At 73.7% G+C, this 25,356-nt stretch carries 19 protein-coding genes and 1 pseudogene; 12 read left to right on the forward strand and 8 right to left on the reverse strand.

Features of this window, described 5'->3' with window-relative positions:
- Positions 1 to 22 precede the first annotated feature (22 nt).
- Genes ACIQFZ_RS14655 through ACIQFZ_RS14665 form a run of 3 tightly spaced genes read left to right on the forward strand, consistent with a single transcriptional unit; the run spans position 23 to position 2,826 of the window.
- A complete protein-coding gene (locus ACIQFZ_RS14655; protein ID WP_402691348.1) occupies positions 23 to 703 on the forward strand; it encodes a PDZ domain-containing protein in 681 nt (226 codons plus the stop codon).
- On the forward strand, positions 700 to 1,827 hold the full coding sequence (locus tag ACIQFZ_RS14660) for an aminopeptidase P family protein (protein ID WP_365423271.1): 1,128 nt from the start codon (positions 700 to 702) through the stop codon (positions 1,825 to 1,827). Before ACIQFZ_RS14655 ends, ACIQFZ_RS14660 begins: the two co-directional genes overlap by 4 nt.
- A gap of 45 nt (positions 1,828 to 1,872) precedes the next feature.
- Positions 1,873 to 2,826, forward strand: a complete 954-nt coding sequence (locus tag ACIQFZ_RS14665) for an aminoglycoside phosphotransferase family protein (protein ID WP_402691349.1) — start codon at positions 1,873 to 1,875, stop codon at positions 2,824 to 2,826.
- A 25-nt stretch (positions 2,827 to 2,851) separates the two neighbouring features.
- Here the strand turns inward: ACIQFZ_RS14665 and treZ are convergent, their stop codons facing one another.
- Positions 2,852 to 4,606, reverse strand: coding sequence for a malto-oligosyltrehalose trehalohydrolase (gene treZ / locus ACIQFZ_RS14670; RefSeq protein WP_402691350.1), 1,755 nt, complete (start codon positions 4,604 to 4,606; stop codon positions 2,852 to 2,854).
- A gap of 173 nt (positions 4,607 to 4,779) precedes the next feature.
- Between treZ and ACIQFZ_RS14675 the strand changes: the two genes are divergently transcribed.
- The 3 genes from ACIQFZ_RS14675 (at position 4,780) to ACIQFZ_RS14685 (ending at position 7,256) form a co-directional block, all read left to right on the forward strand.
- A complete protein-coding gene (locus ACIQFZ_RS14675; RefSeq protein ID WP_365423262.1) occupies positions 4,780 to 5,331 on the forward strand; it encodes a DUF1707 and FHA domain-containing protein in 552 nt (183 codons plus the stop codon).
- 180 nt (positions 5,332 to 5,511) lie between these two features.
- The gene (locus ACIQFZ_RS14680) at positions 5,512 to 6,834 is read left to right on the forward strand and encodes a M14 family zinc carboxypeptidase (protein WP_402691351.1); all 1,323 of its coding nucleotides are present in this window, start codon (positions 5,512 to 5,514) and stop codon (positions 6,832 to 6,834) included.
- Entirely contained in the window at positions 6,831 to 7,256 is a 426-nt protein-coding gene (locus ACIQFZ_RS14685) for an SSI family serine proteinase inhibitor (RefSeq protein ID WP_365423259.1), read from the forward strand. The genes ACIQFZ_RS14680 and ACIQFZ_RS14685 overlap by 4 nt, the downstream gene beginning before the upstream one ends.
- A 110-nt stretch (positions 7,257 to 7,366) precedes the next feature.
- Here ACIQFZ_RS14685 and ACIQFZ_RS14690 read toward each other — a convergent pair whose 3' ends face one another.
- The 3 genes from ACIQFZ_RS14690 to glgX all read right to left on the reverse strand — a co-directional run bounded on the left by ACIQFZ_RS14690 (position 7,367) and on the right by glgX (position 13,322).
- Positions 7,367 to 8,608: a M14 family zinc carboxypeptidase gene (locus ACIQFZ_RS14690; protein WP_383058846.1), complete on the reverse strand. Its 1,242-nt coding sequence runs from the start codon at positions 8,606 to 8,608 to the stop codon at positions 7,367 to 7,369.
- Between the two features lie 56 nt (positions 8,609 to 8,664).
- Positions 8,665 to 11,019, reverse strand: coding sequence for a malto-oligosyltrehalose synthase (gene treY / locus ACIQFZ_RS14695; RefSeq protein ID WP_402691352.1), 2,355 nt, complete (start codon positions 11,017 to 11,019; stop codon positions 8,665 to 8,667).
- Positions 11,020 to 11,204: 185 nt separating this feature from the next.
- Positions 11,205 to 13,322: a glycogen debranching protein GlgX gene (glgX, locus tag ACIQFZ_RS14700; protein ID WP_402691353.1), complete on the reverse strand. Its 2,118-nt coding sequence runs from the start codon at positions 13,320 to 13,322 to the stop codon at positions 11,205 to 11,207.
- A 459-nt stretch (positions 13,323 to 13,781) separates the two neighbouring features.
- On the opposite strand from glgX, the gene ACIQFZ_RS14705 reads away from it, so the two are divergent.
- Together ACIQFZ_RS14705 and ACIQFZ_RS14710 are read left to right on the forward strand one after the other, a co-directional pair.
- Positions 13,782 to 15,050, forward strand: coding sequence for an SAV2148 family HEPN domain-containing protein (locus tag ACIQFZ_RS14705; RefSeq protein WP_361412478.1), 1,269 nt, complete (start codon positions 13,782 to 13,784; stop codon positions 15,048 to 15,050).
- A 109-nt stretch (positions 15,051 to 15,159) separates the two neighbouring features.
- Positions 15,160 to 15,882 carry a 3'-5' exonuclease gene (locus ACIQFZ_RS14710; protein WP_365423244.1) on the forward strand — a complete coding sequence of 241 codons (723 nt, stop codon included), beginning with the start codon at positions 15,160 to 15,162 and terminating at the stop codon, positions 15,880 to 15,882.
- Positions 15,883 to 15,988: 106 nt separating this feature from the next.
- Here ACIQFZ_RS14710 and ACIQFZ_RS14715 read toward each other — a convergent pair whose 3' ends face one another.
- The gene (locus tag ACIQFZ_RS14715) at positions 15,989 to 16,852 is read right to left on the reverse strand and encodes a phosphotransferase enzyme family protein (protein WP_383058848.1); all 864 of its coding nucleotides are present in this window, start codon (positions 16,850 to 16,852) and stop codon (positions 15,989 to 15,991) included.
- Positions 16,853 to 16,996: 144 nt separating this feature from the next.
- On the opposite strand from ACIQFZ_RS14715, the pseudogene mgt reads away from it, so the two are divergent.
- Positions 16,997 to 18,236, forward strand: a pseudogene (mgt, locus tag ACIQFZ_RS14720) (macrolide-inactivating glycosyltransferase).
- Positions 18,237 to 18,260: 24 nt separating this feature from the next.
- Here mgt and ACIQFZ_RS14725 read toward each other — a convergent pair.
- Positions 18,261 to 20,513 carry an MMPL family transporter gene (locus ACIQFZ_RS14725; RefSeq protein WP_402691354.1) on the reverse strand — a complete coding sequence of 751 codons (2,253 nt, stop codon included), beginning with the start codon at positions 20,511 to 20,513 and terminating at the stop codon, positions 18,261 to 18,263.
- A 259-nt stretch (positions 20,514 to 20,772) separates the two neighbouring features.
- Here ACIQFZ_RS14725 and ACIQFZ_RS14730 point away from each other — a divergent pair, with 259 nt between their 5' ends.
- Complete coding sequence (locus ACIQFZ_RS14730; protein ID WP_376651028.1) at positions 20,773 to 21,321, forward strand: DUF1697 domain-containing protein; 549 nt, start codon at positions 20,773 to 20,775, stop codon at positions 21,319 to 21,321.
- A gap of 39 nt (positions 21,322 to 21,360) precedes the next feature.
- Here the strand turns inward: ACIQFZ_RS14730 and ACIQFZ_RS14735 are convergent, their stop codons facing one another.
- The gene (locus ACIQFZ_RS14735) at positions 21,361 to 22,200 is read right to left on the reverse strand and encodes an aldo/keto reductase (RefSeq protein WP_376651027.1); all 840 of its coding nucleotides are present in this window, start codon (positions 22,198 to 22,200) and stop codon (positions 21,361 to 21,363) included.
- A gap of 59 nt (positions 22,201 to 22,259) precedes the next feature.
- On the opposite strand from ACIQFZ_RS14735, the gene ACIQFZ_RS14740 reads away from it, so the two are divergent.
- Together ACIQFZ_RS14740 and ACIQFZ_RS14745 are read left to right on the forward strand one after the other, a co-directional pair.
- Complete coding sequence (locus ACIQFZ_RS14740) at positions 22,260 to 23,273, forward strand: ketopantoate reductase family protein (RefSeq protein ID WP_402691355.1); 1,014 nt, start codon at positions 22,260 to 22,262, stop codon at positions 23,271 to 23,273.
- Positions 23,274 to 23,754: 481 nt separating this feature from the next.
- On the forward strand, positions 23,755 to 24,372 hold the full coding sequence (locus ACIQFZ_RS14745; protein ID WP_402691356.1) for a DsbA family protein: 618 nt from the start codon (positions 23,755 to 23,757) through the stop codon (positions 24,370 to 24,372).
- 231 nt (positions 24,373 to 24,603) lie between these two features.
- Here ACIQFZ_RS14745 and ACIQFZ_RS14750 read toward each other — a convergent pair whose 3' ends face one another.
- Positions 24,604 to 25,347, reverse strand: coding sequence for a sirohydrochlorin chelatase (locus ACIQFZ_RS14750; RefSeq protein ID WP_376651112.1), 744 nt, complete (start codon positions 25,345 to 25,347; stop codon positions 24,604 to 24,606).
- Between the last annotated feature and the right edge of the window lie 9 nt (positions 25,348 to 25,356).

Here is a 25,356-nt window from a genome sequence, read left to right on the forward strand (position 1 = left end):
CAGCGCCAGCCGGAGGCGGTCGATGGATCAGACAGCGTTGCGCCCCAAGCCGATGCCAGGACAGGAGCCCGGCGGCGGCGAGCACGGCCCGGTCCGGCGCCCGCTCGCCGCGCGCCGCCGCGGCCGCCGCCTCGCGGCCCTGGTGTGCGGGCTGCTCGCCGCGATAGTCCTGGTCCTGTCCGGGGTAGGCCTCGGCACGGTGGGCCTCACGGTGATCGGCACGAGCAGGCCTGCCCCCGCCGAGCCGCAGCGGCAGGCCGGCACCCGGGGGCGCACGGATCCGGCGCCCGCCTCCGCGCCCGCGACACCGCCGGCCGCGCCCGTGCCGGTGCCGGTGCCGGTGCGTCCGACGCTGGGCGTGGAGGTGGTGGACGACGGCAAGCCCGGAGCCCGGGTGGTCGGCATCCACGTCCCCGGCCCCGGGTACGTGGCGGGCCTGATCCGCGGCGACGTACTGCTCGTCTTCGGCGGAACCCGGGTCGACACGGCGGCGGACCTGGCCCGCGCGGTCGCCGGGTCCCGCCCGGGGCAGGCGGTGGTCCTCACCGTGCGCCACGCCAACGGCGGCCACCAGCAGCTGACCGTCACCCCGGGCATCGTGTGGTCGAGATCGTCAACCGGCTCGCGTCGCACGGCGTGGCCGGGCAGGATGCTGCCCGTAGCCTTCCTCACCGTTTCAGCCGCATATGGAGGCCCGGGATGACCGGCATCGCGCTCGCGCCCTTCACCGCCGACGACTACAGGGCCCGGCTGGAACGCGCCGCCCGCGCGGCGGCCGATGCCGGGCTGGCCGGACTGCTGGTGGCGCCGGGGCCGGACCTGGTGTGGCTGACCGGGTACGCGCCCACCGCCGTCACCGAGCGGCTCACGCTGCTCGTCCTCGCCGCCGGACGCGAACCCGTCCTCGTCGTCCCCACACTGGAGGCCCCGGACGCCGCCAAGGCGTCCGGCGCGTCCGCACTGGCCCTGCGCGACTGGACGGACGGCACCGACCCCTACGCCGTCACCGCGGCCCTCCTCGACGACCGCGGCCGGTTCGGCATCAGCGACAACACCTGGGCCATGCACCTGCTCGCCCTGCAACAGGCGCTGCCCAAGACCTCCTACGCCTCCCTCACCGAGGCCCTGCCCATGCTGCGCGCGGTGAAGGACGCGGCCGAGGTGGAACTGCTCGCGGCGGCGGGCTCGGCCGCCGACGCCGCGTTCGAGGAGATCCGGAAGGTGCGGTTCTCCGGCCGCCGCGAATCCGAGGTCGCCGCCGACCTCGCCGGCCTGCTGCGGCGCTTCGGGCACTCCCAGGTCGACTTCACCATCGTCGGCTCCGGCCCCAACGGCGCCAACCCGCACCACGAGGTGGGCGACCGCGTCATCGAGCGCGGCGACATGGTCGTCCTCGACTTCGGCGGCCTCAAGGACGGCTACGGCTCCGACACCACCCGCACCGTGCACGTCGGCGAGCCGACCGACGAGGAGCGGCGGGTGCACGACATCGTCCGTGAGGCCCAGGAGGCAGGCTTCCGGGCGGTGCGCCCCGGCGTCTCCTGCCAGGAGGTCGACCGCGCCGCCCGCGCGGTCATCACCCGGGCCGGGTACGGCGAGTTCTTCATCCACCGCACCGGCCACGGCATCGGCGTCACCACGCACGAGCCGCCCTACATGATCGAGGGCGAGGAGCAGCCCCTCGTACCCGGCATGTGCTTCTCCGTGGAGCCCGGCATCTACCTGCCCGGCCGCTTCGGGGTGCGTATCGAGGACATCGTCACCGTGACCGAGGACGGGGGCCGTCGCCTCAACGACACGACCCGGGAGATGGTCATAGTGGACTGACCACCGGCAGTCCCCACCCCGCAACCGCAACCACACGGCGCGACGATGACCCAGGCACCGACACCCACCGCGGACACCGTCCGCAGACTGGTCCGCACCCTGCTCAAGGACGGCTCGGACACCGCCCCCGGACCCGAGATCCGGCCCGTCGCCGAGGGCGGCGAGCACTCCACCTGGTGGGTCGGCGCCCGCCATGTGCTGCGCCTGGCGCCCGACCGTGAGGCCGCCGAGCGCCAGCGCCGCGAACTGCGGCTGCGCGAACTGGTCCGCCCGCACCTTCCGGTCGCCGTCCCGGCCAGCGTCGCGCGCGGCGAGTGGGCGCCAGGGCTGACGTACACGCTGGACACCCGGATCACCGGCGGCTCGGCCGGCGAGCACGACGTCTCCGCCGTCGGCGAGGACGACCTGGCCGGGCTGTTCACCGGGCTGCGCGAGGTCCCCACCCGGCAGGCCCAGGCCCTCGGCGTCCCGCGCACGGCGCCGCGCTCCCTGGAGGCGCTGCGACGCATGGCCGTGCACGCCGCCGAACGCCTCGGCGCCGCCGACGAGTTCGACCCCGCGCGGATGGCCCAGCTCACCGCGCCCGCCGCGGCCCAGCTCGCCGCCCAGCCCGGCACCGCCGTGCTCATCCACCACGACCTCAAGGGCGAGCACCTGGTGGTGAGCGCCGACGGCCGGGTGCGCGGGGTCCTCGACTGGACCGACGCCGTGGTCGGCGACCCGGCCGAGGACATCGCCGGCGTCGCCGTCGCCGTCGGTTCCCCCGCCGCGGTGCGCGCCGCCACCCTCGCCGGCTACAGCGCCCGGCCCTGCCTGCGCGGTCTGTGGCTGGCCCGCTGCGACACCGTGATCCGCCTCGCCGCACATCTCGACGGCCGCGACGGCAGCCCGCTGCCGCTCCTCAGGTCCCAGCTGCGCCACGCCTGGGAGGCGATCCTGCTGGAGCGGGTGACGGAGTTCCGGGAGGACCCTGCGGACACCACGGACACCGGGGAGTAGGGGCTGTCCGGGCGCGGTGCCGTGCTCAGTGCTGCAACAGCACCGCGCACGACTCCGCGGGCACGTGGAGCAGCCCGTCCGCTCCGGGTGCCGTGACCGGTTCCCAGGCGGCCAGCACCTCGGTGGGGCGGTTGCCGAGAGGGATCTGTGCAGGCTCCTTGGCGAGGTTGAGCGCCACCAGCACGTCCCCGCGCCGGAAGGCGAACCAGCGGGCCTCCTCGTCGTAGGCCACCTTGGTGTCGGCGAGGTCGGGGTCGGTGAGGTCGGGCTGCTCGTGCCGCAGGGCGGTCAGCCGGCGGTACCAGGCCAGCACGCGCGCGTGCGGCTCGCGCTCCGGCTCGGACCAGTCCAGGCAGGAGCGGTCGCGGGTCGCCGGGTCCTGCGGGTCGGGCACGTCCTCCTCCGCCCAGCCGTGCTCGGCGAACTCCCGCCGCCGGCCCCGTCGCACCGCCTCCGCGAGTTCCGGGTCGGTGTGGTCGGTGAAGTACTGCCACGGCGTGCCGGCCGCCCACTCCTCGCCCATGAACAGCATCGGCGTGAACGGCGCGGTCAGCGTCAGCGTGGCCGCGCAGGCCAGCAGCCCGGGGGAGCCGGCGAGCAGCGTGGACAGGCGGTCGCCCCGGGCGCGGTTGCCGACCTGGTCGTGGGTCTGGCTGCAGCCGAGCAGCCGGTGCCCGGCCACCCGGGTGCGGTCCAGCGGGCGGCCGTGGTGGCGGCCCCGGAAGCCGGAGTACGTCCCGTCGTGGAAGTAGCCGCCGGTGAGCGTTTTGGCGACCGCCGCGAGCGGGGCCCGCCCGAAGTCGGCGTAGTAGCCCTGGGACTCGCCGGTCAGCGCCGCGTGCAGCGCGTGGTGGAAGTCGTCGTTCCACTGGGCGTCCAGGCCGAGCCCGCCCTCCGCGCGCGGGGTGATGATCCGCGGGTCGTTCAGGTCCGACTCCGCGATCAGGAACGGACGGCGGCCCAGGTCGGCGGAGAGCGCGTGCACGGCCGTCGACAGCTCCTCCAGGAAGTGGCACGCGCGCGTGTCCACCAGGGCGTGCACCGCGTCCAGGCGCAGACCGTCGATCCGGTAGTCGCGCAGCCACGCCAGCGCGCTGCCGACCAGGAACCGGCGCACCTCGTCCGAGCCGGGCGCGTCCAGGTTGACCGCGGCGCCCCAGGGGGTGTGGTGGGTGTCGGTGAAGTACGGCCCGAACCACGGCAGGTGGTTGCCCGAAGGACCCAGGTGGTTGTGCACCACGTCCAGGACCACGCCCAGGCCCAGCTCGTGGGCCCGGTCGACGAAGCGCTTCAGCCCCTCGGGGCCGCCGTACGGCTCGTGCACCGCCCACAGCGACACGCCGTCGTAGCCCCAGCCGTGCCGGCCGGGGAACGGGCACACGGGCATCAACTCCACGTGGGTGACGCCCAGTTCCACCAGATGGGGCAACCGTCTGGCGGCCGCGTCGAAGGTGCCCTCACGCGTGTACGTGCCGATGTGCAGCTCGTACAGGACCGCGCCGGGCAGCGGGCGCCCGGCCCAGTCGGCGGAGCGCCATGTGTACCGCGCGTGCTCGACGACCGCGCTCAGCCCGTCCGGGCCGTCCGGCTGCCGCGGCGAGCGCGGATCGGGCAGCACGGGGCCGCCGTCCAGCGCGAATCCGTACCGCGAGCCGTCGCGCGCCTCGGCCTCACCGGTCCACCACCCCTCTCGCTCCGGATCGCGCTCCAGGGCGCGTGTGGCGCCGTCGCACTGGAGCGTCACACGGCCGGCCTGTGGTGCCCACACCTCGAACTGCACGGACGGTTCCCCTTCGTTCGCTCACCGTGACGTAGCCTGTCCATGGTGCGCCACAAGAGATCAATCCGCTTTTGAATTCCCCCTTTTACGGCGGGTGTCGCCGGATCCACGTGGCTGGTGTGTGTCTCCGTGGTAGCTGGACACGCGGGGTCGACTGACCGACAATCACCAACGTGACGTCGTCCTTCGAGCCCCACACGTACCCCGCGCGGCTCTCCGACGCGCAGCGCGACAAGGCGCTGAAGGTGCTCCGTGACGGCGTCGCGATGGGCCGGCTGTCGCACGACACGTTCGTACGGCGGATGGAGCTGGCCCTGGCCGCCCGCCGGCCGGACGAACTCGCCGCGCTCACCTCCGATCTGCGCACCGAGGGGCGCGTGTCCCGGCTGGTGTTCGGCACGGTCGAGGCGGTGTCCGGTTTCAGCGTACGGCTGCGCCGGGCCTGGCAGGCCGAGCGGCTGCCCAAATTGCTGCTGCCCTTTCCCGGCAGCGGTCACCCGTTGCGCATTGGGCGCGATCCGGCCAGCGGTCTGCGGCTGACCCACGAGACGGTCTCCCGCGTGCACGCCGAATTGCGCCACCAGGGCGGGATGTGGGTGCTGCGGGACCTGGGCTCGACCAACGGCACGACCGTCAACGGGCGGCGCGTGGTCGGCGCGGCCGTCGTGCGCGAGGGCGACCAGGTCGGGTTCGGGCAGGTGGCCTTCCGGCTCTACGCGAACTGAGCCGCACCGCCGCCGCTGGCCCCGGCTCATCCGATACGGCGGGTCAAGTCCTTTTTCGGACGCTGGTGTTGACGTATCCGACAAGTCGTGACTGACTGTGTGTACGCCATGTACATGTGGTGAAGCGTCGGCGCCGCACTGTGGAGGTGTGCCCTGCCGCCACTCCCGCACTATCCGTCCGTGGACGAGCTGGGCGCACACGCCGCCGCACTCGTCGCCCGCCGGCCCCGGGACGCCCGGCTGCGCCGCGTCGGCGCCTCCCGTGGGGGCCTGCCCCTGTGGCTGCTCTCCGTCGGCCACGGCAGCCGCCAGGCCCTCGTGGTCGCCGGACCGCACGCCAACGAGCCCGTGGGCGGCGCCACCGTACTGAGGCTGGCCGAACGCGTGCTGGCCGGACGCGGCGGCGCCGACACCGACGTCACCTGGAACCTGCTGCTGTGCCTCGACCCCGACGGCTCACGGCGCAACGAAGGCTGGCTCGGGGGGCCTTACGACCTCGGCCACTACTTCCGGGACTTCTTCCGGCCCGGGTTCCTGGAGCAGCCGGAGTGGCTGCCCGACGGCGCCGCGGCCGCCGCACTGCCGGAGACCCGGGCGCTGCTCGAACTCCAGGACGAGCTGCGGCCCTTCGTGCAGTGCTCGCTGCACGGCGTCGACGTCGGCGGCGGCTTCGTCGAGGTGACCCGGGAACTGCCCGGCCTCGCACGGCGTGTCGGCCAAGCCGCGGCCCGGCTCGGCATCCCGCGCGAACTCGGCGCGTACGACCCCCTGTACTGGCCGCGTCTGGGGCCCGCCGTCTACCGGATCCCGCCGCCGCGCCGGGGCGGCCTGGCCGCCGCCATCACCGAGGCGGCGGTGGAGTCGACATGGTTCCACCCGCAGCGGCACGGCACCGTGACCGCCGTCGTCGAGGCGCCCATGTGGGGGGTGGACGCCGTGTCCGACGGCTCGGCGCCCGCGGACCCGGACGGCGTGCTGCGCGCCGTCAGCCGCGCCCTGCGCGAGGACATCCGGCTCATGGAGCGGCTGCTGGAGCGGGTCCGGCCGCACCTGGCCGACGTGCCGGACGCGGACCGGCTGCTCGCGCCGGTGGACGACTACCTCCTGGTCTGTCCCGGGCTCGCCGACGCGTGGGACCCCGACACCGACGACGGCACGCTGCGCCCGCTCCCGCCGCTGACCAACGCCCACCTGGCCGCGCTGCGCATCGCGGGGCGGCGGCTGGCACTGCGCACCGCCGGACTGCTGCACCGGCTCGTGCGCGGTGCCGGGTACGACCGGGCCGGCGTCCTGCCCGAACTGGACCGGTTCATCGAGCAGGGGTGCGCCGACTACCGCGACAACCTGCGGGCGCGCTGGATACCGGTCGCCCGGCAGGCCGAGTACCAGACACGGGTGGTGCTGGCCGTGTGCGAACTCGCCGGGCGGCACGCGCGCGTGCGCTCACGATCGGGTGAGCCGGGGTGGGGCACGCGAGCGGCCGTGCCGATACACCGGGAATGACCCACCTCACCAAGACGGTCACGGCCCGCCTACGGCGCGGCCTGACGGCGGCGGCCGCACTCCTGCTCGCCGGCGCCGCCCCGGCCACGGCCGCCCACCGGCACACCGGCCAGTCCGACTGGCTCTACGTCACGGTCACCCACGGCGACGAGCGCTCCGGCGACGTCCGCGGCGCCCTGCTCCTGTGCGACCCGCCCCGGGGCCACGCCCACGCGGCCGACGCCTGCACCCAGCTCCGCTCCTCCGGCGGCGACATCCACGGCATCCCCCACCGGGACGTCCTCTGCCCGATGATCTACGCCCCCGCAACGGCCCACGCCCGCGGCCAGTGGCACGGCCGGCCGATCGACTACACGGAAACCTTCTCCAACACCTGCGAACTGAACGCCCGAACGGGCGCCGTCTTCGCCATGAGTAACTGAAGCCCGACGCACGGCGTTTGGACCATCAATCGCGCGCCCGACACGCGCGCGTACCCAGGGGCGGGGTTGAGGGGGCGTGCCGCTTCCGTGCGTGCGGCGCGGCCCGCGGGTCACGTGCGGGCCTGGTCGGCTGTGGTGACTACTGTGCGGCTCTGGTGTTCCACCTGGTGTTCCAGGGGGACCCAGCGGGCATGGAAGCGGTGGGCGAAGGACTCGCTCCAGGTGGTCACGAGGTGTTCCAGGTCCGGGGCGGCGCGGTCGTCGGTCTCGCGCAGGGTCCGCAGGAGCATCGCCGCGGCCCGCAGCGGCAGGCGGCGCCCGAACGCGTCCACGCTGCCGACGTAGGCCATCGTGGTGTCCGCGGGCGGGGTGTGGATCCAGTCCGCGGCCAGTCCCGGCACCAGGCTCAGCCCCCACTTCGCCGCCCGCAACAGCGGCCCGTCGACCCCGTGCAGGCGCGGCAGCGCGTCGGTGAGGACCAGCTCCACCTCCCGCGCGTCCCGCAGCAGCCGGTGCGCGAGCCGCCGTATCGCCGCCGCCGGGGCGGGATGCGGCGCGGGATCGTCCACCAGGTCGCTCGCCCACATCGGCACCTCCACGATCGCGGTCATGCCGCCGTACCGGTGCGGGCGGAACCAGGTGCTGTGCCGCGCGTCGTCCGGCATGCTCGGATACGCCGGGCCCGCGCCGGGCCCCGGCATCACCCGCACCCCGGGCCCCGAGACCGGCCAGCCCGCCGCGTCCGAGGCACCCGTCTCCACCGGGATGTGCAGCTGTGCCGCCGACTTGCCGAACGGCTCGGCGAGCCCGGGCACGTCCCGGGTCAACTGCACCCAGCTGCCGCCCAGTTCGGTGCCGTGCAGCGTCACCTGGAGGTAGGGCCGCAGCTCGTCGATGACCCCGGTCAGCGCCCGCGTCTCCGGTGGCAGCCGGTCGGGCGGCAGCACCGAGGGCGACCACTCCGGCTGCTCGGGCCCGGCGGGCCGGAAGAACCCGAGGTGGTAGTCGAGCAGGCTGCGCGGGGCCGGAGTGACGTGCAGACTCGCCCCGTCCGGGTCCGCGCACAGCAGGAAGTGCCAGGAGGTGTCCGCCCGCAACCGCTCCTCGCGCAGCACGCGGTGCGCGACGGCGAGGAGGGTGGAGCCGCCGGTGGGCTCGTTGGCGTGGGCGCCGGCGACCACCAGCACCGCCCGCCGGGCGTGCCCGACGGACAGCAGGTGCAGCGGCCGTCCCGCGCGGGAGTGGCCGACCTGCCTCAGCACGCACCGGTCCGGCCGGTACGCGGCCAGCGCACGGGCGGTGGCGACCAGTTCGGGAACACTGGGGTAGCGCAGATCCGGCAGGAGACTCACCCCCGACCTGTCCTCCCGGCTTCGCATCCGCAGTACCCCACGGACGCCGAGTCCTGTCAAGCACGCTCCAGCAGTGCCACCGGCAGCCGCTCGAAGAGCTCCGCCACGAGCACGTGCCCCTCGAACTCCCGCCCCGGGGCCAGCGCGTCGGACCACCGGCCCGGCGGCAGGGGCAGCCGGGTGTCCCGCCAGCCGCCCGCCTCCGCCAGGCGCAGCGACAGCCGGGTCACGGCCGTGACCACCTCCTCGGAGCGCTCGAACGCCGCACAGTGGGCCGCCGCCGTCCCCTCGGCGAGCAGCGGAGCGTACGTCGCCGCCGGGCCGAACACCTCCGGCCGGCGGGCGCGCAGCCGCAGCGCCGCCACCGTCACCGCGTCTTTGTCTCCCGCGTCGGCGGGCGGGAACCGCACCGGGCGCCGGTTGTCCGGGTCGACCAGGGCCCGGTACTCGGCCTCCGTGCCCTGGTACACGTCGGGCACGCCGGGCATCGTCAGGTGCACCAGCGCCGTGCCCAGGACGTTCGCCCGGATATGCGGTTCGAGCGCGGTGCGCAGGGCGGTCACCGGCCCCGCCGGCGCCCCGCACGGCCCCTCGTCGACGAACCGCGCCACCGCCTCCTCGTAGGCGGGCCGCTGCTCGGTCCAGCTCGTGCGGAGGCCCGCCTCCCGCACATGCTTCAGCAGCGCCTGCCGCACGCGTTCCCCGTCCGCCGGGCCGAGGCCGAACACCGTCTGCCAGGCCGCCCACGCCAGTTGCGCGTCCGGCACGCCCTCCCCGCCGCCGGTCACCTCGTCCAGCAGGTCCGCCCAGACGCGCGGGCACTCGGTGAGCACGGCCAGCGCCCCCCGGACGTCGGCGCTGCGCTTGGTGTCGTGCGTGCAGACCACGGTCCCGGTGACCGGCCAGTCGCGCTGCACCCGGGCGCAGTACGCGTGGAAGCCTTCCGGGGACACCGCCGGGTGTCCTGGGTCGCCGCCCACCTCGTTGGCCGACAGCAGCGGCACGTACCGGTAATAGGCGGTGTCCTCCACGGACTTGGCGCGCAGCGCGGAGGCGGCCTGCGCGAACCGGGTGCGGAACTCCACGGCGCCGGGCCCGGATCCGGCCCGTCCGACGACCAGGTCGCGCACCACGTCGACGGCCTCGCCCTCCTCCGGCACCACGAAGGCGAGCCGGGCCTCCTCGGCGGCCTGCTCGGTGACCACGGACGCCGGGTCCACGGAGGCGTAGGGCCGGTAGACGCGGAGGCGGACCAGCAACTCCCGCAGCGCGGTGCGCAGCGCCCAAGGCGCGCGGTCGCGCAGCGCCGGGTCCGGGGAGGTGGCGCACACCCGGCTCGCCACCCGGGTCAGCCGCTCCGTCTCGGCGGCCAGCTCGTGCGTGATCACCGTGTACGCCGCCCGCCGTACCGTCGCCTCCCAGTCGCCGCCGCTGTCCTCGCGCGGAGCAGCGAACCGCCGGTAGCGCTCGACCAGTTCGCCCGCACCGGCCGGGTCGGTGAACAGGCCGTCGACGTGCCGCAGGGCGTCGTAGCCGGTGGTGCCCGCGACCGGCCAGGAGGCCGGCAGGTGCTCGCCGTCGGAGAGGATCTTCTCGACGACCGTCCAGCGCCCGCCGGTCGCCTCGTGCAGCCGCCGGAGGTAGGCGTCGGGGTCGGCGAGCCCGTCCGGGTGGTCGACGCGCAGCCCGTCGACCACCCCCTCCGCCAGCAGCTGGAGGATCTTGGCGTGGGTCGCCCGGAACACCTCCGGGTCCTCCACCCGCACCCCGATCAGCTCCGAGATGCTGAAGAAGCGCCGGTAGTTCAGTTCCGTACGGGCCAGCCGCCACCACACCGGCCGGTACCACTGCGCGTCCAGCAGTTCGGGCAGCGGCAGCCGCCCGGTGCCCTCGCGCAGCGGGAAGGCGTGGTCGTGGTAGCGCAGGACGTCGCCGTCCACTGTCAGTTCGCCGGTCTCCCGGCCGACCGGGTGGCCGAGCACGGGCAGCAGCACCTTGCCGCCCTGGGCCTCCCAGTCGATGTCGAACCAGCGCGCGTACGGCGACGCGGGGCCCTCCCGCAGCACCTCCCACAGGGCGTGGTTGTACCGCGGGGCCATGGCCATGTGGTTCGGCACGATGTCCACGACCAGGCCGAGCCCGTGCTCCCGCGCGGTGCGCGCCAGCGCCCGCAGGCCCTCCTCGCCGCCGAGCTCGTCGCGCACCCGCGTGGGGTCCACGACGTCGTAGCCGTGCGCGGAGCCCGGCACTGCCTGGAGGACGGGCGACAGGTGCAGGTGCGAGACGCCGAGCGAGGCCAGGTACGGCACGGCCCGCTCCGCGGCCGCGAACGGGAACTCGGGCTGGAGCTGGAGCCGGTAGGTGGCCGTGGGCACGACGGGCTCGGGACGCTCGGCTGTCTCGGATGTCATGGAGAGCTACGTACCCCTCCGGCCGCCTTTGGTGTCACCCGGCCGCCATGTGCCCCGGGCCCCACCCGGGCGGGTGCCCGTCCTCGCCCGGATGGGTGAGCGCCGCGCCGACTCCTCGACGGGGGTGGCGCGCCGGCTCGCAGGGGGAGTTCCGCGCAGGCTCCTCTCCCGGCGCGGAACGGGCGCTACGCGGGCCGTCGCAGCACGGTCAGGCTGCGGTCCGTCAGGGTGAGCCGTTCCCCGGCACTCACCTTGGGGCCGGTGCCCGGCGGGACGGGGTCCGTGCGCGCGGTGTCCACCACCACCTGCCACTGGCGCCCGTGATCGACCGGCACGGCGAAGTCGAGCGGCTTCGGCGCGGCGTTGAACAGCAGCAGGAAGGAATCGTCGGCGATCCGCTCCCCGCGCGTGCCGGGCTCCGAGATCGCGTTGCCGTTGAGGAACACGGTCAGCGCGGAGGCCCGCGCCGAGTCCCAGTCCTGCTGGGTCATCTCCCGGCCATCGGGGGTGAACCAGGCGATGTCGGACAGCTCGTCGTGCGTGCCCTCCACCGGCCGTCCGTGGAAGAAGCGGCGCCGCCGGAGGACCGGGTGGTCCCTGCGCAGCCCCGCCATCGCCCGGACGAAGTCCAGCAGTTCGGCGTCCTGCTCGCCGGGCTCCGGCCAGCGCACCCAGGACAGCTCGTTGTCCTGGCAGTAGGCGTTGTTGTTGCCGCGCTGGGTGCGCGCGAACTCGTCACCGTGGCTGATCATGGGCACGCCCTGGGACAGCATCAGCGTCGCGACGAAGTTCCGCGTCTGCCGCGCCCGCAGTTCGAGGACCCGGGGGTCGTCGCTGTCGCCCTCGGTGCCGCAGTTCCAGGACCGGTTGTGGCTCTCGCCGTCCCGGTTGTCCTCGCCGTTGGCCTCGTTGTGCTTGTCGTTGTACGACACCAGGTCGTGCAGGGTGAAACCGTCGTGGCAGGTGACGAAGTTGATCGAGGCCAGCGGGCGGCGGCCGTCGTCCTGGTAGAGGTCGGAGGAGCCGGTCAGCCGGGAGGCGAACTCGGCGAGCGCCCGCGGTTCACCGCGCCACAGGTCCCGCACGGTGTCGCGGTACTTGCCGTTCCACTCGGTCCACAGCGGCGGGAAGTTCCCCACCTGGTAGCCGCCCTCGCCGACGTCCCAGGGCTCGGCGATCAGCTTCACCTGGGAGACCACCGGGTCCTGCTGCACCAGGTCGAAGAACGACGACAGCCGGTCCACCTCGTGGAACTGCCGCGCCAGGGTGGCCGCCAGGTCGAAGCGGAAGCCGTCGACGTGCATCTCGGTGACCCAGTAGCGCAGCGAGTCCATGATCAGCTGGAGCACGTGCGGGGACCGCATGAGCAGGGAGTTCCCGGTGCCCGTGGTGTCCATGTAGTAGCGCGGGTCGTCGGTGAGCCGGTAGTAGCGCGGGTTGTCGATGCCCTTGAACGACAGTGTCGGCCCCAGGTGGTTGCCCTCGGCGGTGTGGTTGTAGACGACGTCGAGGATGACCTCGATCCCGGCCTCGTGCAGCGCCCGGACCGCCGACTTGAACTCCAGGACCTGCTGGCCGCGGTCGCCCCAGGAGGCGTAGGCGTTGTGCGGGGCGAAGAAGCCGATCGTGTTGTAGCCCCAGTAGTTGTTGAGGCCCAGATCGACCAGGCGGTGATCGTTCACGAACTGGTGTACGGGCATCAGTTCGAGGGCGGTGACGCCGAGTTCGGTCAGATGGTCGATGACCGCCGGGTGGGCGAGGCCCGCGTAGGTGCCGCGCAGCTCCTCGGGCAGTCCCGGGTGGCGCATGGTGAGGCCCTTGACGTGGGCCTCGTAGATCACCGTCTCGTGGTAGCCGCAGCGCGGCAGCCGGTCGTCGCCCCAGTCGAAGTACGGGTTGACCACGACGGACGTCATGGTGTGCGGCGCCGAGTCCAGGTCGTTGCGCCGGCCGGGGTCGTCGAAGTGGTAGCCGTACACCTCCTCCCCCCACCGGATCGAGCCGCTGATCGCACGCGCGTACGGGTCGAGCAGCAGCTTCGCCGAGTTGCAGAGCAGTCCGCGCTCCGGGACGTAGGGACCGTGCACCCGGAACCCGTACCGCTGTCCCGGCATGACACCGGGCACGTACGCGTGCCGGACGAACGCGTCGCTCTCCCGCAGTTCCACCGCCGTCTCCGAGCCGTCGTCGTGCAGCAGACACAGCTCTACTCGGTCCGCGGCCTCCGTGAAGACCGCGAAGTTGGTGCCGGCGCCGTCGTACGTGGCGCCGAGTGGGTACGCCTCTCCAGGCCAGACCTGCATGGACAAGACTCTTTCAGGTGTGCGGCGCCGCGGGTGGCGCCTTGGCTCCGAGTCTCCAGGAAAGTCGGGGAAGCACCTATGACGCACGTCCGTGTGCCGAACCGGCGGGGCGAACGGTGCCCGTGGGACGAGGAGGGCCCCTGTCGACAGCGTGGATGGCGCGGACAGAGTGGACAGGGCGGGCGTGGTGGTCCGAGTGGGCCATGAGGCCGGGGCGTGCCCGCAGGTCAACGGGCGGGCCGGCACTCACCCGGTGAGGTGGCGGACACGGGGTTCCACCGCGCCGCCCGGGACGCGGACGGCGGCCGGTGCCGGTCACCGGCTATGAATCAGCTCACTCGTCAGGCCCCGGCCCGCCGGAACGGGCAAATACCATGCGGAAGTTGAGAAAGGAGCTGTGCATCCGGCTGCGTCGCGCGCCGCTCCCGGAGTACCCTTCCTTGATCGTTGGGACGGGGAGTGCCCGGGGGAGCGGAAGGCGGTGCACGGGTGGGCTCGGGAGGCCTGGAGCTGCCCCCTGGTGACGAGGGTCACGAGGGGCACTCCGCAGACGTCCCGTCCGGTGCGGTGTCCCTGGCAAGGCCGATGGACGCGGGTGCCATCGGGCCGGAGCTGGACTGGGACGCGGGCGCCTGGCGCGAGGTGCGCACGCGCGCCCAGCGGGCCGGCCGCGCCTACATCTGGCTGAACCTCGTCGAACAGCGGCTGCGCGCCGTCGTGGCCGCCGTGCTGCGCCCCGTCTACGAGCCCGTCCACGGCGACGACTGGGTGGTGGCCGCCGCCGGACCGGCCGGCCAGGAGTGGGTGCAGCGGGCCGTCGCGGTACGCGAAGTCAGCCGCCGCAAGGGCTACTTGCTCGACCCGGCCGACGACAACGTGATCAGCTTCCTCACCCTGCCGCAACTGCGTGAGCTGGTGGTGCAGCACTGGCCGTGCTTCGCGCCCTACATAGACGAGCGCCGGGACGTCGAACTCGCCCTGGACGAGCTGGAGGTGGCCCGCAACGTCGTCTCCCGCAACCGGGCCCTGTCCGAGACGGTGCTCAGCCAGGCCGAGCGGGCCTCCGCGCGGCTGCTCGACATCCTCGGCACCGGCGGCGACGTGCCCTCCGCCCGGCGGCTGCCGGTCGACGCGGTCGAGGACCTCGTCGGCGACCGGTACGCCGACGTGGTCGCGGTGCACCCCGACCGGGTGCGGCTGCTGCGCCAGTTCCCGGCCGAGGACATCTTCGGCGGCGCCCGCCGCCTGGACGTCATCGGCATCGGCCTGAACCTGCTCGTGCAGAACTTCTCCGGCCGCCGCATGGTGCGGCTCGCCGAGTCCGGCTGCCGGGTGCGGCTGCTGTTCCTGAACCCGGCGTCCAGCGCGGTGAAGCGGCGCGAGCGCGAACTCGGGCTCAAGCGCGGCGAGCTGAGCCGCTCGGTGGAGATGAACATCCTCCATATGCGCCGGGTGCGCGGCCGGCTGCGCGACCCGGGCGCCTTCGAGATCCAGGTCTACGACGAGACCCCTCGCGTCACCGCCTACCTGGTCGACGGCGACGGCTCGGACGGCATCGCGGTCGTGCAGTCCTATCTGCGCCGCAGTCGGGGTATGGAGGCCCCCGTCTTCGTCCTGCGGAACGGGAACAAGGTGGTCAAACCCGGCGAGATCGACGAGGGTGGGCTCTTCTCCGCCTATCGCGAGGAGTTCGAGCTGATGTGGGTGGATTCGCGCCCGGTGTCCTGAAACGCCCTCAGTCCCCGGGCGGAAAGCGGAACGTGGTCCTCGGATTGTCAGTGGCGCGTGCGATCGTGGAGGCCACTGGGGGAACGCACCACCGAGAAGGGGGGCCGCCATGGGCTGGCACCGGGAGCTGCTGATCGGCTTCGACCTGGAGACGACCGGGACGGATCCGCGCGAGGCGCGCATCGTCACCGGGGCCGTGATCGAGGTCAGGGGAGGGGAGCCGAGGGGACGCCGGGAGTGGCTGGCGGATCCCGGCGTGGAGATCCCGGCGGAGGCGGTGGCGGTGCACGGGATCAGCAACGAACGCGCGGCCGCCGAGGGCGAGCCGGCCGACCGGGTCGCGGACGCCATCGCGGACGCCCTGACCGGCTACTGGAAGACGGGCGTGCCGGTCGTGGCGTACAACGCGGCCTTCGACCTGACCCTGCTCTCCGCCGAACTGCACCGGTACGGACTGCGGTCCCTGAGCGACCGCCTGGGCGGAGCGGAGCCGGGCCCGGTCGTCGACCCGTACACCATCGACCGCTGGGCCGACCGCTACCGGCGGGGCAAGCGCACCCTGGAGGCGGTCTGCGCGGAGTACGGCGTCGTCCTGGACGCCGCCCACGACGCCTCGGCCGACGCCCTCGCGGCGGCCCGGCTGGCCGCCGCGATAGCCGGCCGCCACTCCAAGGTCGCGGCCCTCGGCCCGGCGGAGCTGCACCGCCGCCAGATCGAGTGGCACGCCGCCTGGGCGGCGGACTTCCAGGGCTTCCTGCGCCGCAAGGGCGACCCGGACGCGGTGGTCGACGGCGCGTGGCCGCTGCGGCAGCCGGCGGGCGAGACGGTCTGAGCCCAGGGCGCCGGGGGCGCGTTCCGAGCGGCGGGCTTCGCCGTTCCGGTCACGCTCGTCGTGCCCACGGACCGGCGTCCGCTCGTCCTGCGCCGGGGCGGAAGGGTCAGAACGGGTACCAGCGTACGGTGGTGTCCCCGTCTCGCAGGGACGCCACCCGGCGTTCGAACTCGGCCAGTGCCTTGGGGTTGCTGGGGGCGTGCTGGGCGACCCAGGCGCAGCTGGCCGTCTCGCGGGCGCCGCGCAGTACCGGGCAGCCCTCCCACTCGCGTACGTCCCAGCCGTACGTCCCGGTGAAGGCGTCGTAGGCCTCGGCGGGCAGGCCGTAGCGGTCCCGGGACAGGGCCATGACCACCAGGTCGTGCTCGCGCAGGTCGGAGGAGAAGGTCTCCAGGTCGACCAGGACCGGCCCGTCCGGACCGACGTGGACATTGCGCGGCAGCGCGTCGCCGTGGATCGGGCCCGGCGGCAGCTGCGGGGTGAGCGCGGCGGCGGCCGCCGCGAAGCCGTCGCGGCGCTCCCGCAGATACGCCGCGTCGGCAGGGTCGATCGTGTCGCCCGCGAGCCGCAGCCAGCGTTCCACGCCGCCGAGCAGCTCGCGGCGCGGCAGCTCGAAGCCGGGGGCGGGCAGGGCGTGGACCAGACGTAGCAGTTCGGCCAGGTCCCGCGGCTCGGCGGGCCGTACCGGATCGGGCAGCCGGTGCCACACGGTCACCGGATGCCCCTCGGTGAGGATCGCCTCCGTGGCGGCGGCCCGCACCGCGGGGACACCGGCCTCGGCCAGCCACAGCGCGATCCGCAGCTCGCGCCGCGCCCGGTCCCACAGCTCGGCGTCCCGGCCCACCTTGACGACGAGGTCCCCGGCGGCGAACACCGCGTTCTCGCCCAGGGCGAGCAGCCGCGCGTCGCGTGCCGGACCGGGCAACACCCCTGTCCCGGCCAGTACCTCCCGAGCCCGCGCCTCGTCCATCGTCCGCCTCCGTGTCCTCGTCCGGGCCACGGCAACCGCGCCGAAGCCCCGCCCTTTCGCCGGGTCAGTGTCGCATCCGCACAGGTCGGGGCCGGTGTCCGGTGTCCCGGCCGGGGCGGTCCGTCCGCAGGCACCGAAAACGCTTTGCACGAGACGTATCGTCTCGCCTAAGGTCCGGGGCATGCCCACTCGCACCCACATCGCCATGTTCTCCGTCGCCGCCCACGGACACGTGAACCCCAGCCTCGAAGTGATCCGGGAACTCGTCGCGCGCGGACACCGGGTGACGTACGCCATCCCGCCCGTCTTCGCGGACAAGGTCGCCGAGACCGGCGCGGAGGTGAAGCCCTGGCACTCCACGCTGCCCTCGCCCGACGACGACCCCTCCGCCTGGGGGAGCACGCTGCTCGACAACGTCGAGCCGTTCCTGAACGACGCGATCCACGCCCTGCCCCAGCTGATCGAGGCCTACCGGGACGACGAGCCGGACCTCGTCCTGCACGACATCACCTCCTACCCGGCCCGCGTCCTCGCCCACCGCTGGGGCGTGCCCGCGATCTCCCTCTCGCCGAACCTCGTGGCCTGGGAGGGCTACGAGGAGGAGGTCGCCGAACCGCTGTGGGCCGAGCCCCGGAAGACGGAGCGGGGCCGGGCCTACTACGCCCGCTTCGAGGCGTGGCTCGCGGAGAACGGGATCACCCAGCACCCGGACCCGTTCGTCGGCCGCCCCGACCGCTCGATCGTCCTGATCCCGCGCGCGCTGCAACCGCACGCCGACCGGGTCGACGAGAAGGTCTACAGCTTCGTCGGCGCCTGCCAGGGCGACCGCTCTGCGCAGGGCGACTGGGAGCGGCCCGCCGGGGCCGAGAAGGTGGTGCTCGTCTCGCTCGGCTCCGCCTTCACCAAACAGCCCGACTTCTACCGGGAGTGCGTCAGGGCCTTCGGCGAGCTGCCGGGCTGGCACACGGTGCTCCAGGTCGGCAGGCACGTGCGCCCGGACGAACTCGGCGACGTCCCCACGAACGTCGAAGTGCGCTCCTGGGTGCCGCAGTTGGCGGTCCTGCGCAAGGCCGACCTGTTCGTCACGCACGCCGGGGCCGGGGGCAGCCAGGAGGGCATGGCCACCGGGACGCCGATGATCGCCGTACCGCAGGCCGTCGACCAGTTCGGCAACGCGGACATGCTCCAGGGCCTCGGCGTGGCCCGCCACCTCCCCATGGAGGAGGCGAAAGCCGAGACCCTGCGTGCCACCGCCCTCGCCCTCGTCGACGACCCCGAGGCAGCCCGGCGGCTGAAGGACGTCCAGGCCGCCATGGCCCAGGAAGGCGGCACCCGGCGGGCGGCCGACCTCATCGAGGCCGAACTGCCCGCCGGGCGAAGGTGACCAGCGCCGCCCACTGAGGGGGGCTCACACACCCAGTCGCTCACCCTTGCTCAGGGTGGGCGGGGCGGGCGGGGCCGCGACCGCCTCCGGCGTCTCGTCGTGGGTGAGGTCCGGCAGTCGGTGCAGCCACTTGGGCAGGTACCAGTTGCGTTCGCCCAGCAGGGACATCACCGCGGGCAGCAGCACACCGCGGATGACCGTGGCGTCGATGAGCACCGCGGCCGCCAGTCCCACGCCCATCTGCTTCATCGACTGCATGGACAGCGTCCCGAAGATCGCGAACACGGCGACCATGATGACCGCGGCGCTGGTGACGACACCCGCCGTGGTGACCACACCGTGCTGGATGGCGTCCTTCGTGCCGCGGCCGCGCAGCCGCGCCTCGCGGATCCGGGAGACCACGAAGACGTGGTAGTCCATCGACAGGCCGAACAGGATCACGAACAGGAACAGCGGCAGCCAGGTGACGATCGCGCCGACGCCGTGGGCGCCCACCAGGGACGCACCCCAGCCGTGCTGGAAGACCGCGACGAGGATGCCGTAGGCGGCGCCCACGGACAGCAGGTTCAGCACGATCGAGGTGATCGCGACGGTCAGCGAACGGAACGACAGCAGCATCAACAGGAAGGCGAAGACCACGACGAAGACGAAGACCGGCACGACGGAGCCGACGAGCTGGGCGTTGAAGTCGTGCGAGCCGGCGACCTGGCCGGTGATCGGCGCCTGGAGGCCGTCGACCTTGCCCAGCGTGGCGGGCCGCACCTCGTCACGCAGCTTCTCCAGGCTCCTGCCCGCCTTGTCGAGGTCTGAGCCGCCGACCAGCGGGACGGAGACGAGGGCGACGTTCCGGTCCTCGTGCAGCCTGATGTCGACCGGGCCGCGCGAGGCGCCCGAGGCGATGGCCCGCTCCTTGAACGCGGTCAACGCCTGCCGGACTTCGGGGGCGTTGACGTCCTCGGCCTTCACGACCACCTGGGCCGGCTGGGAACCGCCGGGGAAGGCCTCGTTGAGCCGCTGGTAGGTCTGCACGATGGGCAGCGAGTCGCCGAACTCCTGGTCCAGCGTGAGCTGCGAGGTCTTCATGCCCAGTGCCGGAGCCGCGACGGCGAGCAGCGCGCCCACGGCCACCACGGCCGACACCACGGGCCGGGCCAGCACGCGCCGCAGCACGGCCGTCCAGAACCTGCTCTCCCCGTTGCCGCGCCCGCTCCGCCGCAGGAACAGCACGCGCCCCTTCTCGACCCGCTCGCCCAGCAGCGACAGCAGCGCCGGCAGCACGGTCACCGAGCCCACCATGGCGACGGCCACCACCATCAGCGAGGCCAGGCCCATCGCCTCGAACTCGGCGACCCCGGTGAACAGCATGCCCGCCATCGCCACGCACACCGTGACGCCGGAGACGATGATCGCGCGCCCGCTGGTCGCGGCGGCGATGCGCAGCGCGGTCCCCGGGTCCCGCCCGGCCTCCCGCTCCTCGCGCTCGCGGCGCAGGTAGAACAGGCAGTAGTCGACGCCGACCGCCATGCCGACCAGCAGCATCACGGAGTTGGCGGTGTCGCTCATCGGCTGCACGTGGCTGACGATGCCCATCAGGCCCATCGTCGCCATGATCGCGGTGATCGCCAGCGCCACCGGCAGCAGCGCGGCCACCAGCGCGCCGAAGGCGATCAGCAGAATGCCGAGGGCCACGGGCACGGCGGAGAACTCGGCCTGCTGGAAGTCGTCCCCGAAGGCGTCGGAGTACTGCTTCTGCATGCTGGCGCCGCCGATCTCCTCGATCCGCAGCGAGGAGTGGTCCTTCTGGACGTTCGCCACGGCCTGGAGCACGGGCTCCACCCGCTCGCCCGCGGTGTCCGCCTCGCCGCGCAGCGCGAACTGCACCAGTGCGCTGCGGCCGTCCCCGGAGATGGTCTTCGTGTCGTACGGCGAGGTGACGTCCGTGACCAGGCCGGTTCCCTCGACGGCCGTGATCACGTCGCCGACGGCCGCCCGGAAGTCGGCGTCCGTGGCCTTGCCGGAGCCGTCCTTCGCCTGGATCAGGACGGTCTCGCTCGCCGGTTCCTTGATCCCCGCGTCCTCGATGATCTTCGCTGCGGTGTGCGTCTCGCCCTTGAGCTGGTCGCTCTCCTTGACGTCCAGCCGGCCGGCCGCCGTACCGAGCCCCATCGCCAGGACGACGAACAGCACCCAGACACCGACGGCAGCCCATCGATGCCGGGCGCTCCAGCCGCCGGCCCGCGCGGCGAGGCCCCGCACCCGTGTCTCTCCGTTCACCATGACGGGCTTGCCCCTTCTTGAGAGGCCCTGCGGACCTCGTGCGCGGCGACGGCCCCCTGCCGTCGCCCTCCGCATCGAAGGTAGGGGCGGGGGGATGCCCGGCTCGTCGTGCTGACCGGTGAAGTGCCCCCGCCGGGGCTCCTCCTGCCGGACCCCGTTTCCTCCGCACTGGGGAGTACGCCGACCCCTTACACCTATCCCGGCTTCTCGGGGGCGCGGATCAGGGTGACCGTTCCGCCGGCCGCTCTATCGTGGGCGGATGACGACGTACGCCGCGCTGCTGCGCGGAATCAACGTGGGCGGCAAGAAGGTCCCGATGGCCGAGCTGCGCACCCTGGTGGCGGAGCTCGGCCACACCCGTGTGCGTACCCATCTCCAGAGCGGCCAGGCCGTCTTCGCCGCCGGTCACGGCGACGAGGAGTCCCTGGCCGCGGAGCTCACGGCGGCGCTGGAGAAGCGGTTCGGCTTCCCGGTGGACGTGATCGTGCGCGACCACGCCTATCTGCGGGCGGTCGCCGAGGCCTGCCCGTTCCCGGCCGCCGAGCTGGAGGGCAGGCAGCTGCACGTGACCTACTTCTCCGCGCCCGTCGAAGCGGAGCGCTACGCGGAGATCGACCGGGACGCCTACCTGCCCGAGGAGTTCCGCCTCGGCGACCGGGCCCTGTACCTGTACGCGCCGGACGGGCTCGGCCGCTCCAAGCTCGCCGAGCACCTGTCCAGGAAGCGGCTGAACAAGGACCTGATCGCCACCAGCCGGAACTGGAACACGGTGCTCAAACTCGTCGAACTGACCGCCCCGGACGCCTGACCCGGGCGGACGCGATCGACGCGATCCGAGCGGGCGCGCTCACCCGAGAGCGGACAGCCGGGACAGCTCGTCGGCGCGGAGAGATACACCGGCCGCGTCCAGGTTCTCCTCCAGGTGCGCGAGCGTGCCCGTGCCCGGCGTCGGGCAGAGCACGGGGGAGCGGTGCAGCAGCCACGCCAGGGCCACCTGCCCCGGTGTGGCGCCGTGCGCGGCGGCGACCCGGGCGCACTCCGGGTGCCCGGTCAACGTGCCGTTGCCCAGCGGGAACCACGGCAGGAACGCGATCCCGCGCTCCTCGCACAGCTCCAGCAGCGGCTCGGACGCGCGGTCGAGGAGGTTGTAGCGGTTCTGGACGGAGGCGATGGAGGTCGACTCCAGTGCCGCGGCGAGCTGTTCGGCGGAGACGCTGTCCAGGCCGATGTGGCGGATCTTGCCCTCCTTGCGCAACTCCTCGAGCGTGCCGAGCTGTTCGGCCATCGGCACGGAGGGGTCGAGCCGGTGCAGCTGGTACAGGTCGATCCGCTCCAGCCGCAGCCGGCGCAGGCTCGCCTCGCACATCGCCCGCAGCGCTTCCGGCCGGCCGTCGATGTGCCAGGCGCTGTCGCTGGTGCGGACCACCCCGCCCTTGGTGGCGATCACCAGGTCCTCGGGGTAGGGGTGCAGGGCCTCGGCCACCAGTTCCTCGGCGACGCACGGCCCGTAGTTGTCCGCGGTGTCGATCAGGGTCACCCCGCGCTCGACCGCCCGCCGCAGCACGGCCACCGCGTCCCGGGCGTCGCCGCGCGGGCCCCAGTAGCCGGGGCCGGTGAGCTGCGCGGTGCCGTAGCCGAGGCGCCGTACGGGCAGGTCGCCGCCGAGCGTGAACAACTCCGGGGTCACACGGTCTCCTTGATCGTCCGGTAAGGGAAGCGCACGGATGGCTGTGGGAGGCTCGTCCCATGCGCTACATCATCATCGGGGCAGGGGCGGTCGGCGGTGCCATCGGGGGGCGGCTGGCGCAGAGCGGGCGCGAGGTCGTGCTGGTCGCGCGCGAAGCGCACCTCGCGGCGCTGCGGGAAGTCGGGCTGCGGCTGACGGTGCCGGAGGGCCGGCTCACGTACCGGCTGCCCGCCGTGGACGGGCCCGGGGCGCTCGGTGAACTGCGCGCCGACGACGTGCTCGTCCTGGCCGTCAAGACGCAGGACACCGAGGCGGCGCTGGCGGCCTGGGGTCCGGCACCGGTCGCGGGCGGCGGCACGGCCGAGCGGACGTTGCCGCTGCTGTGCGCGCAGAACGGGGTGGAGGGACAGCGGCTCGCCCTGCGCCGCTTCCGGCACGTGTACGGGGTCTGCGTCTGGCTGCCCGCGACCCATGTCGAACCCGGTGCCGTCTCGGCCGCCGGCACCCCGCTCACCGGGATGCTGCACCTGGGCCGCTACCCGCGCGGCACCGACGACACTCTGCGGCGGATCTCCGCCGACCTGGAGTCGGCGCGCTTCGAGGCGCCGGTCGTGCCGGACGTGACCCGCTGGCAGTACGCCAAGCTGCTCGGCAACCTCGCCAACGCGATCGAGGCGGTCAGCGGCCTGCTGGACAGCGAGGAGGCGCGGGCGCTGTACGCGAGGGTGCGCGCCGAGGGCGAGGCGGTGCTCGCCGCCGCCGGCATCCCATGGGCGAGCGCCGAGGAGCAGAAGGAGGCCCGCGGCGACAAGATCACCCTGGTGCCGCTGCCCGGCGCCCCGCGCGGCGGCGGCTCCTCGTGGCAGTCCCTCGTGCGCGGCACCGGCTCCATCGAGGCCGACCACCTCAACGGGGAGATCGTGCTCCTGGGCCGGCTGCACGGCGTACCGGCACCGCTGAACGAACTGCTCCAGCACCTCGCCGTCACCTTCGCGCGAGAGCGCCGGGCACCCGGCTCGCTGCCGCTGGCGGAACTGGTACGGCTGGCGGACACGGTGGATTCGGCGGAGTAGGAGGGCCGGGCGGACCGGGCGGACCCGGGCGGGCCAGACGGACCCGGCGGACGTGGCGGGCTAGGTGGACCCGGCGGACGTGGCGGGTTAGGTGGGCCTGGCGGACCGGGCGGGGCAGGCGGGCCGGACGGGCCAGGTGGGCCTGGCAGACCTGGCGGGCTAGGTGGACCCGGCGGACGTGGCGGGCTAGGTGGGCCAGGCGGACCGGGCAGGGCAGGCGGGCCTGGCAGACCTGGCGGGCCAGACGGACCCGGCGGACGTGGCGGGCCAGGTGGGACCGGCAGACCTGGCGGACCGGGCGGGCCAGGCGGACCTGGTGGGCCAGGCGGACCGGGCGGGCCGGACGGACCAGGCAGGCCAGGTGGGCCCGGCGGACTGGGCGGGCCCGGCAGACAGGCGGGCCCGGTGGGTCAGGTGGACCATGAAAAGACCTTCTGATTGGACCGCGACCCTGTGCCAATCGCGCACTAGCGTCGACGCCATGACCCCTGACTCGCCGACCCGCGTCGACTTCTTCTTCGACCCCGTCTGTCCCTTCGCCTGGATCACCTCCCGCTGGCTGCTGGAGGTGGAACGCGAGCGTCCGCTCGACCTCGGGTTCCGCGTCATGAGCCTGTACCTGCACAACAGCGGCAACGAACTGCCCGACTGGTACCGGGAACTGGTCGACAAGTCGATCGGCCCGGTGCGCGTCGCGGTCGCCGCCGCCGAGCGGCACGGCGAGAAGGTGCTGCGGGACCTGTACACCGCGTTCGGCGTCCGCATCCACGAACGCGCGGAGGAGGACTTCGACGCGGTGGTCGCCGGGTCCCTGTCCGAACTCGGACTCGACCAGGACCTGGCGGCGGCCGCACACGACCCGTCCTACGACGAGGCGGTACGGCGCAGTCACGAGGCCGGCGCCGAGCCGGACACGGGCGTGTATGTGGGTACGCCCACCATTCATGTCGACGGAACGGTGTGGTTCGGCCCGGTGCTGCGGGCCATCCCGCGCGGGGCCGAGGCGGCCGAGCTGTTCGACGCCTTCCGGGTCCTGGCGGCCCGGCCGGACTTCTTCGAGCTCAAGCGCACCCGCACCGGATCACTCCGCTTCGACTGAGTGGCGACCGACCGGGCCGTGCACAGGCCGCGCGCCCCTCGGCGCACGGCTTGGACCGGATGATCCACATTCGGAGCCCCGCCCGCTGTACAGCAGTGACACTTGCGTACCGCCGCGCGCTGGACTGAACGACACCACCACTCGCCGATCATCGGCGGCCGGTGGTCGGACCGTCCGCGGACCGGCACCACGGGGGAGTGCCGGGCCGCGGCCGGAGCAGGCGCCCGCCCCTCAGGCTCCCAGGGCCGCGGACAGCGGCAGCCGGGCGGCGTCGTAGCGCTCCAGCAGGACCCGGGCCACCTCCGGCGCCGGGCCGAGCACCCCGGCCAGCACGTCGGCCCCGGCCTCGGCCGCGCCCCGAGCGATGCGGTCCGGCAGGAAACCCGGTGCCAGCACGTACGGCGCGACCGCGACCCTGGCGCAGCCCAACTCCCGCAGTTCCCGCACCGCGTCCTCGGTGCGGGGCATGGATGCGGAGGCGAACGCAGGCCGCACGGCGCACCAGCCGGTGTGCCGCCACTCCCGCGCGATTTCTGCGATCACTGCGATCGCCTCCGGGTCGGAGGACCCCGCCGAGGCCAGTACGACCCCGGTCGAGGACTTGTCGGCGGGGTCGAGACCCGCCTCGTACAGACGGCGTTCCAGGGCGTCCGTCAGCAGCGGTGAGGGGCCGAGGACCTCCGCCTGCCGGATCCGCAGCCGCGACGGCGCCCGGCGCAGCACCGAGGGGATGTCCGCCTTGGCGTGGAAGGCGCGGGTCAGCAGCAGCGGCAGCGCCACGACGTCCCGCACCCCGTCGGCCGCCAGGGACTCCAGCACGCCCGGCACGGACGGGACGTTGAAGTCCAGGAAGCCCGTCTCCACCCGCAGCCCGGGGCGCAGCGCACGGACCCGGCGGACCAGGGCGTGCACGGTCGCGGCATGGCGCGGATCGCGGCTGCCGTGGGCGACGACGAGGAGAACCGGCTGGGAGATCACGGGCGT

The sequence above is a fragment of the Streptomyces sp. NPDC093064 genome, assembly GCF_044754605.1.
Classification (GTDB): domain Bacteria; phylum Actinomycetota; class Actinomycetes; order Streptomycetales; family Streptomycetaceae; genus Streptomyces.